The sequence below is a fragment of the Ruegeria sp. B1 genome (assembly GCF_056535885.1).
In genome coordinates this window covers 2,112,731-2,129,774 of the sequence record NZ_JBQFJA010000001.1, presented here as the reverse complement: position 1 = coordinate 2,129,774, position 17,044 = coordinate 2,112,731, and the positions used below count along the sequence as shown (strand labels likewise).

The 17,044-nt window shown below is 60.6% G+C and carries 11 protein-coding genes and 1 pseudogene; 5 read left to right on the top strand and 7 right to left on the bottom strand.

Annotated features, from left to right (window positions below):
• Positions 1-553: 553 nt before the first annotated feature.
• From ACR3ES_RS10465 to ACR3ES_RS10450, 4 genes are all read left to right on the top strand, one after another.
• Complete coding sequence (locus ACR3ES_RS10465; protein ID WP_170432182.1) at positions 554-1,450, top strand: phytanoyl-CoA dioxygenase family protein; 897 nt, start codon at positions 554-556, stop codon at positions 1,448-1,450.
• Between the two features lie 93 nt (positions 1,451-1,543).
• Positions 1,544-4,684, top strand: a complete 3,141-nt coding sequence (locus ACR3ES_RS10460) for a valine--tRNA ligase (RefSeq protein WP_170432179.1) — start codon at positions 1,544-1,546, stop codon at positions 4,682-4,684.
• Positions 4,685-4,821: 137 nt separating this feature from the next.
• Entirely contained in the window at positions 4,822-5,985 is a 1,164-nt protein-coding gene (locus tag ACR3ES_RS10455; protein WP_170432176.1) for a benzoate/H(+) symporter BenE family transporter, read from the top strand.
• 38 nt (positions 5,986-6,023) lie between these two features.
• Positions 6,024-6,356 (top strand): DnaJ family domain-containing protein, encoded by a 333-nt coding sequence (locus ACR3ES_RS10450; RefSeq protein ID WP_170432173.1) that lies wholly within the window; start codon positions 6,024-6,026, stop codon positions 6,354-6,356.
• On the opposite strand, the gene ACR3ES_RS10445 is transcribed toward ACR3ES_RS10450, so the two are convergent.
• Both ACR3ES_RS10445 and ACR3ES_RS10440 read right to left on the bottom strand, forming a co-directional pair.
• A complete protein-coding gene (locus ACR3ES_RS10445; protein WP_170432170.1) occupies positions 6,357-7,139 on the bottom strand; it encodes a crotonase/enoyl-CoA hydratase family protein in 783 nt (260 codons plus the stop codon). It abuts the gene before it with no gap.
• 65 nt (positions 7,140-7,204) lie between these two features.
• Positions 7,205-8,275 (bottom strand): SMP-30/gluconolactonase/LRE family protein, encoded by a 1,071-nt coding sequence (locus ACR3ES_RS10440; protein ID WP_170432167.1) that lies wholly within the window; start codon positions 8,273-8,275, stop codon positions 7,205-7,207.
• Between the two features lie 93 nt (positions 8,276-8,368).
• Between ACR3ES_RS10440 and ACR3ES_RS10435 the strand changes: the two genes are divergently transcribed.
• Complete coding sequence (locus ACR3ES_RS10435; RefSeq protein WP_170432163.1) at positions 8,369-9,481, top strand: pyridoxal phosphate-dependent aminotransferase; 1,113 nt, start codon at positions 8,369-8,371, stop codon at positions 9,479-9,481.
• Here ACR3ES_RS10435 and ACR3ES_RS10430 read toward each other — a convergent pair.
• From ACR3ES_RS10430 to ptsP, 5 genes and pseudogenes are all read right to left on the bottom strand, one after another.
• A complete protein-coding gene (locus ACR3ES_RS10430) occupies positions 9,478-10,674 on the bottom strand; it encodes an aminotransferase class V-fold PLP-dependent enzyme (RefSeq protein WP_170432160.1) in 1,197 nt (398 codons plus the stop codon). The two genes, ACR3ES_RS10435 and ACR3ES_RS10430, sit on opposite strands and share 4 nt — an antisense overlap.
• A 51-nt stretch (positions 10,675-10,725) precedes the next feature.
• On the bottom strand, positions 10,726-11,361 hold the full coding sequence (locus ACR3ES_RS10425) for a bifunctional 4-hydroxy-2-oxoglutarate aldolase/2-dehydro-3-deoxy-phosphogluconate aldolase (RefSeq protein WP_170432157.1): 636 nt from the start codon (positions 11,359-11,361) through the stop codon (positions 10,726-10,728).
• Between the two features lie 4 nt (positions 11,362-11,365).
• Positions 11,366-13,171, bottom strand: a complete 1,806-nt coding sequence (edd, locus tag ACR3ES_RS10420; RefSeq protein WP_170432154.1) for a phosphogluconate dehydratase — start codon at positions 13,169-13,171, stop codon at positions 11,366-11,368.
• A 2-nt stretch (positions 13,172-13,173) separates the two neighbouring features.
• Positions 13,174-14,619: a glucose-6-phosphate dehydrogenase gene (zwf, locus tag ACR3ES_RS10415; RefSeq protein WP_170432151.1), complete on the bottom strand. Its 1,446-nt coding sequence runs from the start codon at positions 14,617-14,619 to the stop codon at positions 13,174-13,176.
• Between the two features lie 163 nt (positions 14,620-14,782).
• Positions 14,783-17,025, bottom strand: a pseudogene (ptsP, locus tag ACR3ES_RS10410) (phosphoenolpyruvate--protein phosphotransferase).
• Between the last annotated feature and the right edge of the window lie 19 nt (positions 17,026-17,044).

Below are 17,044 nucleotides of genomic sequence, written 5' to 3'. Positions count from 1 at the left end.
AACGCGTCCTGACCCGCGTTTGCCACGTCAGTTGGCGCGCCCGCAGTGCCAAGCTCGTCTCAACCGGTCGTACACGTTGGATTAACGGTTGACGGAACCGGCACCTGGGTAACCCTAATGATGGGTATCTCAGCGTCGCGCAGCAAGGCGCAATCCATAAACGAAGCCGTGAGCCGTTGCCGGTCGGCATCATGCAACGCGCGCGTGTTCAACACCCGTCAGATGGTTTCGATCATACCGTTTCAACCAACTCTCCCATCCGTAAGAACGCGTGAAACCGCAAGAGCTCGCAATATTGGCCTCGCTTGGGTCGGGCACCGTAGTGTTGGAACTATCCAGCAAAAACCTTACGATTTCGTCTCTCATGATCGGGCGTACACACGAGGATGTGTTCATTTGGTATCTTGTTGAACCACAACAGCACCGATTTCGATGAAATTTGTACCGGTTCCCAATATAGAAGCCGTTGCGACGTGTATGTCGCAAACGGCATGGCATTCAAAAGAATATGTTCTTTAGCCTCAAAGGACAGGTTCAGGCTCATGGAGGTCGCATGCCCGCTGCTATCGCACTGACAAACGGTCGTTTGGACAATCAAACCATCGAAGCCTACTGGGCCGATGGATTCGCCTTTCCCATCCCGGTCTTTCCGGCCGCCGAAGTCGCGGGCTTTCGCGCCGAACTGGAAACTATAGAAGACACATGGCGTGAGGCCGATCTGCCCTTGCCGCTGAATATGTACAAACGGGTGAACGCCCATGTGGTGATGCCTTTGGCCGCCCGGATCGCTCTGGACCCGCGCGTCTTGGATGTGGTCGAAGGCATTCTGGGGCCTGACCTGCTGCTCTGGTCGGCGGAGCTGTTCATTAAGGAACCGCACACGACGCAGGTTGTCGGGATGCATCAGGACCTGACCTACTGGGGCATGGGCGAGACGCCGGATCAGTTGACAGCGTGGATTGCGTTGTCGCCAGCCACAGTGGAAAGCGGGTGCATGGATTTCGTCAAGGGTAGCCACAAGAACCCAATCCTACCGCATACCGATACGTTCTCGGACAACAACCTGCTGTCGCGGGGGCAGGAGGTGGCTGTGGATGTCGCGGACACGGACAAAACCCATATCGAATTGGAGCCCGGCCAGATGTCCCTGCATCACGGGCTGACCATTCACGGCTCGGGCCCCAACGTGTCCGATGATCGGCGCATCGGGTTGGCCATTCGCTATTTGAACCCCAATGCGCAGCAAAAGGTGGCTGACCGCGACTACGCGATTCTGGCGCGCGGCGCGGATCGGGTTGGAAATTTTGTGCATATCCCGGCGCCAACCGAGTTGTTCTCGACCGAAGCGCTGGACCTGCATGCCCGCATTCGGGCAGATCAGGCCAAGGCAATGGCACAGGGCGCGAACGAGGGCCTTGCACTCTATGGATCGCCTCCGGATCAGGGGTAAGAAGAGCGTCAGAGGCGTTCGGGGCCTTCCCCTTCCCGCGTCCATTCGCTATTGCAGGCGCTGACCCGAGATCGATGACGCAGGACGCACCCCATGGCGATGGAAAAGACATTTAACGCGGCCGAGGCCGAGGCCCGCATTTACGAGGCTTGGGAAGAGGCCGGAGCCTTCGAGGCCGGCGCGAACCGTTCGCGCGACGAAAGCTTTACCATCATGATCCCGCCGCCCAACGTGACGGGTGCTTTGCACGTGGGTCACGCGTTCAACAACACGCTGCAGGACATCCTGATCCGATGGCACCGGATGCGCGGCTTTGACACGCTGTGGCAGCCCGGTCAGGACCATGCGGGCATCGCCACGCAGATGCAAGTGGAAAAGATGCTGGCGGCGCAGGGCAACGAAGGGCGGCGCGAGTTGGGGCGCGAGAAGTTCCTTGAGAAAGTCTGGGAATGGAAGGGCGAATACGGCGGCACGATCATTGAACAGCTCAAGCGTCTTGGCGCCAGTTGCGACTGGTCGCGCAACGCCTTTACCATGGCGGGCGCCCCGGGCGACCCGCGCAAGGGGCACGAAAATTCTGCGAATTTTCACGATGCGGTGATCAAGGTCTTTGTCGATATGTACGAGAAAGGCCTGATCTATCGCGGTAAGCGACTGGTCAACTGGGACCCGCATTTTGAGACGGCAATCTCGGACCTGGAAGTCGAGAACATCGAAGTTGCCGGTCACATGTGGCACTTCAAATACCCCTTGGCGGGCGGTGAGACATATGAGTATTTGGAAAAAGATGAAGATGGGAATGTGATCTTTCGCGAGGAGCGCGACTACATTTCCATCGCCACGACCCGCCCTGAGACCATGCTGGGCGATGGCGCGGTTGCGGTTCATCCATCAGATGAGCGATACGCGCCAATCGTCGGGAAACTCTGCGAAATCCCGGTTGGGCCAAAAGAGCATCGTCGTCAGATTCCGATCATCACCGATGACTATCCGGACCCGGATTTCGGCTCGGGCGCGGTGAAGATCACCGGCGCGCATGACTTCAACGACAATATGGTCGCCAAGCGCGGCGGCATTCCGATGTACCGCCTGATGGACACCAAAGGCGCGATGCGGGCCGATGGTGCGCCCTATGCGGAAGCGGCAGACATAGCGCAGGAGTACGCGCGTGGTCGCGCGTTCACCGAGAACGAGATCGACGCGGTCAACCTCGTCCCCGATCACCTGCGCGGACTCGACCGGTTCGAGGCGCGCGCGAAGGTCGTCGAAGAGATCACCGCTGACGGTTTGGCCGTGATGACCCGCGCAGATGATCCAGTTCTGGGCACCAAGCTGGGCGAAGATGATGATCCGGCAGCACTTGTTCCGCTGGTCGAGAGCAAACCGATCATGCAGCCCTTCGGCGACCGCTCGAAGGTGGTCATCGAGCCGATGTTCACCGACCAGTGGTTCGTTGACGCCGAAAAAGTCGTCGGCCCGGCACTGGATGCGGTCAAAGACGGCACGGTCAAGATCATCCCCGAGTCGGGCGAGAAGACCTATTACCACTGGCTGGAAAACATCGAGCCCTGGTGCATTTCGCGCCAGTTGTGGTGGGGGCATCAGATTCCGGTTTGGTATGGGCCGAAAATCGATGACGCCTACTTAAGATCAAGTGTTCTCGAACAAAGAGAGCAAGAATGCGCAGACGAAACATATTGGTCTAGGTTAGATAATGCCGTTGCATTCTGCGCACCGAATGAAACAGCGATGCTGAAGAAAGCACGAGCCTACTATGGCGACAAATTCGACGTTGCGGTGGACCGAAAACTTGACGGCGTGGGTGCGACAAGTCCGCGCTTACACACTCAAGTTGATATAAGCAGAAGGGATGACCAGATCACTGACAACGATCTGTTTTGGATTTCGCTAGTCCGCGACCCCGACGTCCTCGACACCTGGTTCTCGTCCGGCCTCTGGCCTATCGGCACGCTGGGCTGGCCCGAGCAGACCGAGGAGCTAGAGCGCTACTTCCCCACGGACGTTCTGATCACCGGCTTCGACATCCTGTTCTTCTGGGTCGCCCGGATGATGATGATGCAACTGGCCGTGGTCGATCAGATCCCGTTCCACACCGTCTACCTGCACCAGCTTGTCCGCGACGAGAAGGGCAAGAAGATGTCCAAGACCACCGGCAACGTCATCGACCCACTGGAGATCGTGGATGAATTCGGCGCCGACGCGCTGCGCTTTACCAACGCCTCGATGGCGGCCATTGGGGGCGTGCTGAAACTGTCCCGCGAACGCATCACCGGCTATCGCAACTTCGGCACCAAACTGTGGAATGCCGTCCGCTTTGCCGAGATGAACGAGGTATTCAAAGACGCCGTGCCGCGACTGGACGTCGCCGATCTGAAACCCAAAGCCGCCGTGAACCGCTGGATCATCGGCGAAACCGCCCGCGTGCGGGAAGAGGTCGACGCGGCGCTGGAAAGCTATCGTTTCAACGATGCGGCCAACGGGCTTTATGCCTTCGTCTGGGGCAAGGTTTGCGACTGGTACGTGGAGTTGTCCAAACCCTTGCTGCAGGGTGATGACGCCGAAGCACAGGCCGAAACCCGCGCCACCATGCGCTGGGTACTGGATCAGTGTATGGTCCTGCTGCACCCGATCATGCCCTTCATCACCGAGGAACTCTGGGGCCTGACCGGTAGCCGCGCCAAGATGGCCGTCCATGCCGACTGGCCCACATACGGCACCGAACTTGTCGATGCGGATGCGGATCGTGAGATGAATTGGGTGATCTCGGTGATCGAAAACACCCGCTCAGCCCGCGCGCAGATGCGGGTACCTGCTGGTCTGTACGTTCCGATGCTGGTGACTGAAATCGACGCGAACGGCCAAGCCGCATGGGACCGCAACGAGGCGCTGATCAAGCGTCTGGCGCGGATCGACAGCCTGACTAAGGCCGGCGAACTGCCCAAGGGCACCATCTCAATCGCCGCCCCCGGAGCCTCATTTGGTCTGCCACTGGCGGACATCATCGACATTGGTGCAGAAAAGGAACGGCTGGAGAAAGCCAAAGGCAAGCTGGCCAAGGAACTTGGCGGTCTGCGTGGACGTCTGAACAACCCCAAATTCGTGGCCTCGGCCCCAGAAGAGGTGGTCGAGGAAGCCAAAGCCAATCTCGCCGCCCGCGAAGAGGAAGAGGCCAAGCTGAACGAGGCGCTGGACCGGTTGGCCGAAATCGCCTGATCTGGTCGTCTTCCAAACCAAGACCTCGAACCCGCCACCTTAACGATGGCGGGTTTTCCTTTGGCGCTGTCGCATTTCCCCTTGTTGTCAGCGTCTTGCGGTTGCTAGCAAGTGCGGGTGGCAACCCCGAGGAGCCGATGTCGCAGACCTTACCCCCGATGCAAACCGTTTCGACCGGGCTGGTGGTTGCCGTCGTGGGCTTTTTCAGTTCCTTCCCGATTGTCCTGCAGGGCTTGGCGGCGATGGGTGCATCACCGTCCGAGGCGGCCTCGGGCCTGATGAGTGCGGCCATTGCCATGGGGCTGGCGGCGATTGTCCTGAGCCTGTGGTACAGACAACCGATCAGCGTGGCCTGGTCCACACCAGGGGCGGCGCTGCTGGCGGTGTCTGCCACCCCAATCGAAGGGTTTTCGGGCGCCATTGGCGCCTTTCTGTGCGCCGGCGCTCTGACCGTCCTCGCAGGTTTGTGGCGTCCGTTGGGGCGGTTGGCCGCTGCGATCCCGACAACCCTGGCTCAGGCCATGTTGGCAGGTGTGCTGCTGCCGCTGTGTATCGTGCCGTTCAAAGCAGCCGTCGAGCTGCCGTGGCAGGCTTTGCCTGTGATCCTGACATGGTTCGTCGCCGGGCGGTTCAATCGCCTGTTCGCCGTGCCTGCGGCGGTGGTGGCTGCAGCGCTTGTCGTTGTGGTCAGCGCAGGTGACACGTCGGTGCGGCCAGAGCAGTATTTGGCAGCACCGGTCTGGACCATGCCAAGCGTTTCGCTGGCCTCCGCCATTGGAATCGGACTACCGCTATTCATTGTCACTATGGCCACCCAGAATATCCCCGGCGTTGCGGTGATGCGCAGCTATGGCTACGCGCCCCGGGCAGGTCGGTTGTTCTCATCAGTTGGTGGCGCCAGTATTCTGTCCGCGCCATTTGGCGCGCCTGCCACCTGTCTTGCGGCCATCACTGCAGCGATGTGCTCGAACGAAGACAGCCATCCGGACCCGGATCAACGCTATTGGTCGGCGATCATGGCAGGCGCGTTCTATTGCCTCTTCGGTGTCTTTGCGGTGGCCATCACCGGTTTTGCGGCCCATGCCGATCCGCTGTTGATGGGGACCCTGACCGGTGTCGCGCTGATTGGCGTGATGGCCAATGCGGCCTTTGCGGCGCTTGAGGTGCCTGCCGAACGCGAGGCCGCGATCCTGACGCTTGCGATCACGGCATCCGGGATCACCGTGTTCGGCTTGGGCGCGGCGGTCTGGGGGTTGGTGGCCGGTGGCATCACCTACCTAGTCTCGAACCGAGTGCGGTAGGGCTTTTGCACCGGCGCTCGCGGGCCTATAGTCGGATCATGCGCGGGTCACTTGGAAAACTGGTCGAACGCCAGATCAGAAAGGCACAGGCTGAAGGCCAGCTTGAAGGGTTGGAGGGTGAAGGGAAGCCCCTGCCCGACCGGTCCTCGGACGCGCAAACCGACCCTGCGTTGGCCGCAGGTAACCGGATCATGGCGCAGACCGGAGTGTTGCCAGAGGAATTCGATATCAGGAAACAGCTTGATGCCGCCCGCAAAGCCTATGCGGCGCTCACGGACCCGCAAGACCGGAAGGCTGCAATGGCGAAGATCGCGGAGCTCGAAATGCGTTACAACATGGCGCGGGACGCCCGGCGGGCATTTTTGAGATAGTCACTTGAACTCCGGTGTTCGGCCCTGCATCTGGGCCGAAATCACTTCCATCTGATCCGGTTTGCCGATCAACTCTACCTGTTCTGCGGATTCCGCCAGCAATACCTCTGCGCGGGATTTGGACTCGGCCACGTCGATCACACGCTTGGCGGCGCGGATCGCCGATGGGCTCTGGTTGGCGATGTTTTCGGCGAGCGCCAGCGCTTCGGTCTGCGGATCGTCCGACAGTTTGGTAACCAGACCCCAATCCGTAGCCTGTTGTGCGCCAATGGGGCGAGCGGTGTAGGTGAGCAGGCGCAGAACGTCCGAGCGGACCAGTTGCGGCAAAAGAACCATCCCGCCCATGTCGGGAATGATGCCCCATTTCATTTCCATCACGGCCAGTTTTGCCTCGGGATGCGCGATGCGGATATCCGCGCCCAACGCGATCTGAAGACCGCCGCCATACGCCACGCCCTGAATGGCGCAGATGACCGGAACGGGCACGCGGCGCCAGACCAGAGCGAGTTCCTGCATTTCGTTGGCGTCCTCATGGCTGCGGCTCATCAGCCATTCCGTCGGATCCTTGTGGGCCATTGACGCAAAGCTGGCCATATCGAGCCCGGCGCAGAAGCTTTTGCCTTCGCCCGCCAAAACGACAGCGCGGGCGTCCGAGGCTGCAACCTCCTGCCCTGCGGACAGGATTGCCTGGACCATTGCGTCATCCAGCGCATTCATCTTGTCGCCCCGGGTCAGTGTCACCCGAGCGATGTGATCCTTATACTCGACAGATACGCGTGCCATCGGGGTCCTCCAAATCCTGTTTCGCCAACCATGCCCTGAAAGTCCGGCCCATTGCCACAGCGACGTCAGGGCAGATCGGCGGCGGGCATCCGGCCAAACCACGGAGACTCCAGCGTCATTACATAGAACTGATCGCCGACAACCTGACCGCCGGTTGTAATGCCGAGCCGTCCATCCGGGTCCTGCAATGTGCTCAAGATGTTACCTTCGCCATCGAACTGCACCATCATGCCCCGATGTATCGGCGCGGGGCGCACCATCGGTCCCAAGCGCCAGATGACCTTGCGCAAGAACGGATAAGGCATCAGCGCCTCAGATGGCACACGCGGACTGGCGAAGGCCATCCAATAGGTGCCGTCGCCCTGAGCTTTGATATTGTCAGGGTATCCCGGCAGGTTATCCATCAAAACCTCCTGCGTTCCGGCTTTTGGACCGGCCAGCCAGAGCTTGTGCACGCGCGCACGCCCGGTCTCGGCGATCAGCAGAAAATCCTCGTCCGGTGAAAGGGCGATGCCGTTGGTATAGACAAACCCTTTGGCGATTTTCTCGGCACCGCCATCAGGTGAATAACGCGCGACATAGCCGGTCGGGGACTGTTCCCAGATTGTCAGAACCGAGGTGGGTTTGGTTCCGCCCATCGTTTCAGGGTCGAACCGGTCCGATGAGTTCGAGAAATAGACTGTGCCATCGCGCGCCACGTCCAAGTTGTTGGCATAGATAACAGGGGCACTGTCAATCTCGGATACCAGAGTTTCCAGCGTTCCGGGCCCGGTCCAGCGCATCAGGCCGCGAAAGCTGTCCGCGATGTAGAGCGCACCGTCAGGACCGGCACGCAACCCAAGAGGGCGCCCCCCAAGCCTGTCAATTTCAACCGGTTCGTCCCCGTCGATACGATAGAGAACACCCGAAAGGCTAGTAGTATAAGTTGCACCGTCCGGCAGAACCGCAATATCTTCCGGGCCAATCTCTCCATCCGGCAGTGTAATCAGGGTGAGTTTGTCCAGTTCCGTGTTCTCGGCAAAGTCGCCGGTAAAGCCGGGCGGTTCAGGCGCTTCGTAGGCGACCGGATCAACCGGAACGGGCCAAAACACAAGATAGGCAAGACCAACAAGCACGAGTCCGAGGAAATAGCGCATGACACCTCCGAGCGACCATTGCGTGCACCCTGACGCCGAATGCCATCTGCGGCAAGCCTTGCCCAACACCAGAGGTTGCGCTTATCTGCGGCCATGACCGGTCCGCGCTATACCCCGCTTGCCCAATCCCTGCCCGCAACCGTTCCGTTTGTCGGGCCTGAAACACAAGAACGGCAGCGTGGGGCGCCGTTTCTGGCACGATTGGGGGCAAATGAAAGCGTTTTTGGTCCATCCCCAAACGCCATCGCGGCAATGCGGCAGGCGGTGGACGGCATCTGGATGTATGGCGACCCCGAGAATCATGACCTGCGATACGCGCTGGCGGCGGCTCATGGCGTTGCGCCCGAGAACATCGTTGTCGGCGAAGGCATTGACGGGCTTCTGGGATATCTGGTGCGCCTAATTGTCGGGCCAGGAGACGCTGTCGTCACATCTGACGGAGCCTATCCCACCTTCAACTACCATGTGGCCGGATTTGGCGGTGTCCTGCACAAGGTCCCCTATTCCGCTGATCACGAAGACCCTTCGGCGTTGTTTGCCAAAGCGTCCGAGGTAGATGCCAAACTGGTCTATATGGCAAATCCCGACAACCCGATGGGCAGCTGGCATCGCGGTGCGGATATTGTCGCTGCGATGGCTCGTCTGCCCAGTGACTGCCTGCTGGTGCTGGATGAGGCGTACGTGGAGTGCGCCCCTGAGGGAACAGCCGCACCGGTCGCCGCAGACGATCCGCGCGTGATCCGGATGCGGACCTTTTCCAAGGTCTACGGATTGGCTGGGGCGCGGGTTGGTTATGCCCTTGGTGCGCCCGCGTTGATCTCGGCCTTCAACAAGGTCCGCAATCACTTTGGAATGAATCGAGCCGCTCAAGCCACAGCACTTGCCGCGTTAAGGGATAATGCGTGGCTGTCCGACGTGCAGACACGGATTGCAAAGGCACGCGACCGGATTGGTGAAATCGCTACACAGAACGGCCTGACCCCATTGCCCTCGGCCACAAATTTCGTTGCCATCGATTGTGGCCAAGACGGTGCTTTTGCCAAGGCCGTTCTGGACGCGCTGCTGGATCAGGGCGTGTTTGTCCGCATGCCCTTTGCCGCTCCGCAGAACCGTTGTATCCGGGTTAGCTGCGGACAGCCCGCCGATCTGGATGTCTTTGCTGCGGCACTGCCCAAGGCGCTGCTGGAAGCACGAGACAAAGTCTAGCTTACGACCGATAGTTCGGCGGCGGCCGCGTCCAATGCGCCTTTTCCACGCGATATGTTCAAACTGGCCATCGCGGCTTCCATTCCGCCCAGCATGGCCATCACCATCTGCCCATTAACGTGACCCATATGGCCCAAACGGAAGCATCCATTGACATCTTCCATCCCCAGCCCGATGCCCAAGGTCAGGCCCAGCCGAGTTTCGGCGTAGTCGCGCAGGGGTTTACCACGACCTTCGGTCAGTCGGAGTGCCGTGACCGCATGGCTGCGGCGATCGCGATCTGCGACGTTCAGACTGAGCGCCCCGCCTTCGGACCAGATTTCGCAAGCCGCCCAGACCGCCCGCGCCAACGTGCCATGACGCGACCATACAGCTTCGATCCCTTCTGCATGGATCATATCCAACGCAGCGCGAAGCCCATAAAGGTGATGGGTCGGTGCCGTGCCGTTGAAGTACTGGTAAAACAGATCCGGGTTCGCACGCGGCTGCCAATCCCAGTATTGGGAGACGCGCGGCATCGCGGTCCGCTTGGCCTGTGCCTTGTCGTTGAAAAAGACAAAACCCACGCCCGCCGGTGTCATCAGTCCCTTCTGACAGGCGGTCACAGTGACGTCGACGCCCCAGGCATCCATCTCGAAGCGGTCGCAACCCAGTGAGGCTATGCAATCCGCCATCAAAAGCGCCGGGTGGTCTAACTCGTCCAGCAATGCGCGCAGGGCGGGAATATCGTTCCGGATCGAGCTCGAGGTGTCCACATGCACCGCGAGAACTGCTTTGAGCCGATGTTCTGTATCCGCCCGCAGCACCTCGGCGATGCGGGCAAAATCCCATGGCGCGGCCGTTCCAAAATCCAGCAACTCGACTTGGGCCCCGACGCCTTTGGCCATCTCGGCCCAGCCATGGGTGAACCGACCCGAGGCGGGCGCCAGAACGGTTTCGCCCGGGGCGATAACGTTGCTGAGTGCGGCCTCCCACGTGCCGTGGCCGTTGGCGATGTAGATGGCGACATCGTGTTTGGTTCGGGCCACGCGGCGCAGGTCTTGGGTCAGCGCCGGCATCATCTCGATCAACTCGCCCTCGTAGATATTGGGCGACGGGCGATGCATCGCCTGCAAAACCGCGTCGGGCATGACCGAAGGTCCGGGAATAGCCAGATACTCGCGCCCCTGCGCAAGGGAGATTCGGTTTGTCATGGGGTCAACCTGTCTGAATTGAGGCCTACCCTAACGCAGGTTGAAGCCGCGTCAATCCATCAGCTTTGACGCCTCGCGGGCGAGCGCTTGGATCCCGGCCCAATCGCCATTCACGACCATCTCTTTTGGTGCGACCCAGCTGCCGCCAGCGCAAACCACGTTGGACAGCGACAGGTAATCGCGCGCATTTGACGGCGACACGCCGCCGGTCGGGCAAAACGTGATCTGCGGTAAGGGCGCGCCGATTGCCTTGAGCGCAGGTGCGCCACCCGAAGCCTCGGCAGGGAAGAACTTGAGCATGTCGTAACCCTGCTCAAGCAACCGCATGGCCTCGCTGGCTGTTGCCGCGCCGGGCAGCAAGGGCAGGCCTTCGGCCTCGCAGGCGGCGATCAGGGCGTCGGTCGCACCGGGAGAGACGCCAAACTGCGCCCCCGCCTCCTTCGCGGCCCGGACGTCTTCGGGTGTGACCAGCGTACCGGCACCGACGACCCCACCCGGAATATCCGCCATTGCGCGGATTGCATCCAGCGCGGCCGGGGTGCGCAGCGTGACTTCCAGCGCAGGTAGACCACCGGCAACCAAAGCCTCAGCTAGCGGGCGGGCCTGTTCGGCGTCCTCGACCACCAGAACCGGGACAATGGGCGCGAGAGCGCAGATTTCTCTTGTGCGTTTGGTTTTTGCGGACATGAGTTCAGACTCCGAAAACGCTGGCACCGGTATCGGCAGAACCGACCGTACGGCGGAAAGTGCCGAACAGATCGCGTCCGACGCCATACTGGTTCGCAGACAGGTCGGCTGCGGCAGGCGCGCGGTCCAGAACGCCGGGAGTCAGAATTTCCAACTCACCCTTAACCGCATCGACCCGCATCAGGTCGCCATCCTGAAGATAGGCGATGGCCCCACCGTCCAGCGCCTCTGGGCAGATGTGAATAGCGGCGGGCACTTTGCCCGAGGCGCCTGACATGCGGCCATCGGTGACCAGCGCCACCTTTTGTCCGCGCCCTTGCAAGACGGACAGGATCGGGGTCAGTGAGTGCAGTTCGGGCATGCCATTGGCTTTTGGTCCCTGAAAGCGAACCACGACGATCACATCACCGGTGAACTCACCGGCTTTAAAGGCCGCTTTGACATCGCCCTGATCATGGAAAACGCGGACGGGTGCCTCGACCACCTGATGTTCCGGAGCCACGGCTGACACCTTCATCACGCCGGTGCCGAGATTTCCGGTCAGGCGCGACAGGCCGCCGGTGGGCTGGAATGGATCCTTGGCCGAACGGACGATCTTTTCGTTCAGGCTGTGATCCGGGCCGTCCAGCCAGACCAACGCGTCGTCAATCAGCTTGGGTTCCTGCGTATACCGATGCAGCCCCTGCCCGGCGACAGTCAGTGTGTCGGGGTGCAGCAGACCGTCTTCGAGCAGCGTGCCGATGCAGTATCCAAGGCCCCCCGCCGCGTGGAAGTGATTCACGTCTGCCAGACCGTTGGGATAAACACGGGCAACCAGCGGAACGACCTCAGAGATTTCGTAAAAGTCCTGCCAGTCGAGAATGATACCGCCAGCCCGCGCCATGGCGATCAGGTGGATCAACAGGTTGGTGGACCCGCCGGTGGCCATCAGACCAACGATCCCGTTGACAAAGGCCCGTTCGTCGAGGATCTGACAGACCGGTGTGTAATGATTGCCCAGCGCGCTCAGAGAAAGCGCGCGCCGCGCCCCTTCCTCGGTCAACGCATCGCGCAACGGTGTATTCGGGTTGATGAAACTGGAGCCCGGCAGGTGCAGCCCCATAAACTCCATAAGCATCTGGTTGGTGTTGGCCGTACCGTAGAAAGTGCAGGTGCCCGGGCCATGATAGGCGGCCATCTCGGCGGCCATGAGCTCTTCGCGGCCCACCTCACCAGCGGCGAATTGCTGGCGAACCTTGGCCTTTTCGTCGTTGGGCAAGCCGCTGGTCATTGGACCTGCGGGCAGGAAGACGGCGGGCAAGTGGCCAAAGCTTTGAGCCGCAATGACAAGACCCGGCACGATCTTGTCGCAGACACCGAGGAAAACGGCCGCGTCGTAGGTATTGTGGCTGAGCGCCACGCCGGCCGCCAATGCGATCACATCACGGGAAAACAGCGACAGCTCCATCCCCGCCTCGCCTTGCGTAACGCCATCACACATGGCGGGCACGCCACCTGCAACCTGTGCGGTCCCGCCCGCGGCGCGGACGGCCTGACGGATCAGCTCCGGATAGCGTTCAAACGGCTGGTGCGCCGAGAGCATGTCGTTATAGGCGGTGACGATGCCCAGATTGCCGGCGGTGCCGGTCGCCATCGACTGCTGGTCTTCCCCCGCACCGGCATAAGCATGGGCCTGACCGCTGCAGGACAGATGCCCGCGTGCCGGACCTTTGGATTTGGCTTGCTCCATCCGCTGCAAATGCGGGCCGCGCTGATCCTTACTGCGATCAATGATCCGCTGGGTGACATCAGTTATCACGTTGTGAACCATGTCTAACCTCCGATTTGGCGCCAGCGACGCCCATCGCGATGCATCAGCATCAATGCTTCTTCGGGTCCCGAGCTGCCCTGATCGTACCGGGAGGGGCGGTCGCCACGGTCTTCCCAGCCCTGAATAATGGGATCGACCCAGGCCCAGGCGGCCTCGGCCTCATCACCCCGCATGAACAGCGTCTGGTCCCCTCGGATCACGTCCATGATCAGGCGTTCATAGGCATCCGGCGGACTGGCCTCGTCGCCCAGTGCATCGGCAAAGCTCATATCCAGCGAGACGTCGGACAGGCGGAACCCGCCTGGACCGGGATCTTTGATGGTCGTGCGCAATGTAATCCCCTCGTCCGGCTGCAGACGGATGACCAGAACGTTGCCCCGCAAGGGACCCACATTGGGAAAGATAGTGTGCGGGGGGTCGCGGAAGAAGACCGCGATCTCGGATTCCCGGGCGCGCAGGCGTTTTCCGGTGCGCAGATAGAACGGCACCCCGGCCCAGCGCCAATTGCCGAGGTGGACTTTGAGCGCAATGAAGCTTTCCGTACGGCTTGCTGGGTTGCCGACATGATCGACATACCCGTCATTGCCCTTGTCTGCACGGTATTGACCGCGTGCAATGTCGGCTTGAGCAACCGGCTCTAGCGCCTCAATGGCTTTTACTTTTTCGTCCCGCACCGCGTTGGGCGAGAATTTCGACGGTGGCTCCATCGCGGTCAGGCACAGCAATTGCACCAGATGGTTCTGGATCATGTCGCGCATGGCGCCGGATTGGTCATAATACGCGCCGCGCCCCTCGACCCCAACCGTTTCGGCCACGGTAATCTGGACGTGGTCGATATGGGTAGAGTTCCAGAGCGGTTCGAACAGGGAATTGGCAAAGCGCAGCGCCATCAGATTCTGCACGGTTTCCTTACCAAGATAGTGATCGATCCGATAGATCTGATGCTCGTCGAAACACGCGCGAAGGCCTTCGTTGAGTGCCTTGGCCGAGGCCAAATCGTGACCAAAGGGTTTTTCTACGACGATGCGGCTGTCCGGAGTCGCCAGGCCCTCGTCATGCAAACGCTTGGCAATGCCGGAAAACAGGCTGGGCCCCACCGACAGGTAAAACGCGCGGACAATTTCGGGGCGCAGCAATTCGCGAAGAGCGGGCCAGCCAGCATCGCCCAACGCGTCCACCGACACATATTCGACGCGAGACAGAAACCGATCCAGCGTGTCTTTGTCGAACTGCGGAGCAAATTCCGTCATCGACGCCCGCACCTGATCACGGAAGCCATCACTGTCCATGTCAGAGCGGGCAGTCCCGATAATCCGTGCGTCGTCCGGCATCTGCCCGACCTCAAAGCGGTGATACAGCCCCGGCAGGATTTTACGCTGCGCCAGATCGCCGGTCGCGCCGAACAACACAAGGTCGAACGGATCTACCGGAATTACGCGTGAAACCATAACCAGGCTCCTCTAAAGTTTGCCGCAGGCAGCTTAGCATGGTGCTTGGCGCAATAGGGAAACATGCAGAGCACCTACTGTTACCGCTAACATTCGCCGTTTACATAAAAAGACAACACGTAAAAATCAAGCGAAGAATGACAGGATTACGCGGTTTCACGACCTATCCATAGTTGCGCAACCACTCCATCACCGATGGGCGCACGGATTGTTCCCCGCGATGGCGCGCGTCGGCGATGATCTTACGGACGTCATGCAGGTCCGCGCGCAAGAGCAGGCTTTTGACCGGACCAATCGACGCCGGGCGCATTGAGAGCGTGCGGATACCCATGGCGGCAAGACACAGGGCCTCGACCGGACGCCCCGCATCCTCGCCGCAAAAGCTGAGAGGGGTTTCAGAGATGGCACACCGCTCCACGATACGCTCGATGAAGCTGAGAAAGCTGACATTCAGGGTGTCATACCGGCGACGCACCAGCTCGTTTTCGCGGTCGGCGGCAAAAAAGAACTGTTTCAGATCGTTGCCGCCGATTGAGATGAAATTGACTTCGTCAAAGAACTTCTGTGGGGCAAAGCCAAGCGAGGGCGTTTCCAGCATCGCACCCACCTCGAGCGTTTCCGGCAGGACACGGCCCAGGCGCCTTTCGCGCTCAATCGTTTTTCTGACTTCCCAGCGCGCCTCGCGGAACTCATCTGCCTGAGCAACAAAGGGAAACATGACGGTCAGCGGCCGACCATTGGCAGCGCGTATAAGAGCCTGAAGTTGCATACGCATGACGCCGCGTTTATCCAGCCCAACGCGGATCGCGCGCCAACCCAGTGCCGGGTTCGGTTCATCCACATGTTTCATGTAGGGCAGAACCTTATCCGAGCCGATATCCAGCGTCCGGAACACCACCCGTTTATCGCCAGCGGCATCCAGAACACGCTGATATTGCGCCACAAGTTCCGACCGCTTGGGCATCTTGTTGCGGACAAGAAACTGCAACTCGGTGCGGAACAGGCCCACGCCTTCGGCGCCCGAGGTCTCAAGCGAAGGCAGATCGGCCATCAGTCCGGCGTTCATGACCAGATTGATCCTGACCCCGTCTTTCGTCACAGTTGGTGTTTCCCGGATCGACGCATAACGCTCCTGCGCCTTGGCCTGCATCGCCATTTTGTCCCGGAAGGCACTGACCACAGTATCTTCGGGACGCAGATGAACAACGCCCTGGTCCCCATCGACCATGATGTGATCGCCGTTCAGCGCCTCTGTGGTGATGCGCCCCACATGAACCACCAGCGGGATCGCCAGCGCGCGCGCGACAATTGTTGCGTGGCTGCCGACTGAGCCTTCTTCGAGCACGATCCCTTTGAGGGCGCGACCGTATTCCAATAGATCGCCAGGCCCGATATTGCGGGCAATCAGTATCGGATCGGGTGGCAGGTCTGCGCCGTTTGCATTGCCCTGACCTGTCAGAATACGCAGCAGACGGTTGCTGAGGTCATCCAGATCCGCCAGCCGTTCGCGCAGGTAAGGGTCTGTCACCTGCCCCATGCGAGCGCGCGCCTGGGACTGTTCTTTTTCGACCGCTGCCTCAGCGCTCAGGCCAAGGGCGATGTCCTCTTCCATCCGGCGCATCCAGCCTTTGGAATTGGCAAACATCCGGTAGGCTTCCAGTACCTGCAACTGTTCGGTGTCGCCGCCTTGCGAGATTTCCAGCATCTTGTCGACACCGACGCGCAATTCCTCGACCGCCTCGGTCAGACGCTCGCGTTCGCGATGCGGGTCATCGGCGATCGGGTTGGTGACAACAACGCGCGGTTCGTGCAGCCAGACACGGCCTTCGGCTGAGCCTTCCTGCGCAGGTCCCCACGTAACAGCACGGATTGCTGGTGAAGTGGCGACAGGGCCGCGCCCTCGCCCACAAAGGCACCCAGCTCGGCCATTTCGGCCAACACCATGGCCACCACTTCCAGGGCGTAAACCTCGTCGGCGGAAAACTCCCGAGCCTCGCGCGACTGAACAACCAGAACCCCCAGCTTCTGACCCAGACGCTGCACCGGCACGCCGATAAAAGACGAATATCTTTCTTCGCCCGTTTCCGGCATGAACCGGAATCCTTTGGCCGAAGGCGCATCCGCCGTATTGACGACTTGGCTGGATTGGGCGACGCGGCCCACCAGCCCCTCGCCCAGCCGCAAGCGCGTTTTGTGTACCGACTCAGGCGACAGGCCTTCGGTCGCGCAGAGTTCCAGCGTGTCTTCATCGCGGAACAGATAGATCGAACACACCTCGCGCTGAATGCTGTCGGCAATCAGCGTGGTGATCCGGTCAAGGCGTTCCTGACCGGCGACTTCGCTCGCCATCTCCTCGCGCAGACGCCCCAGCAGTTTGCGGGATTCTGTTTCGGTACCGTCCGCCATGGCCCACCTAATTTACGGT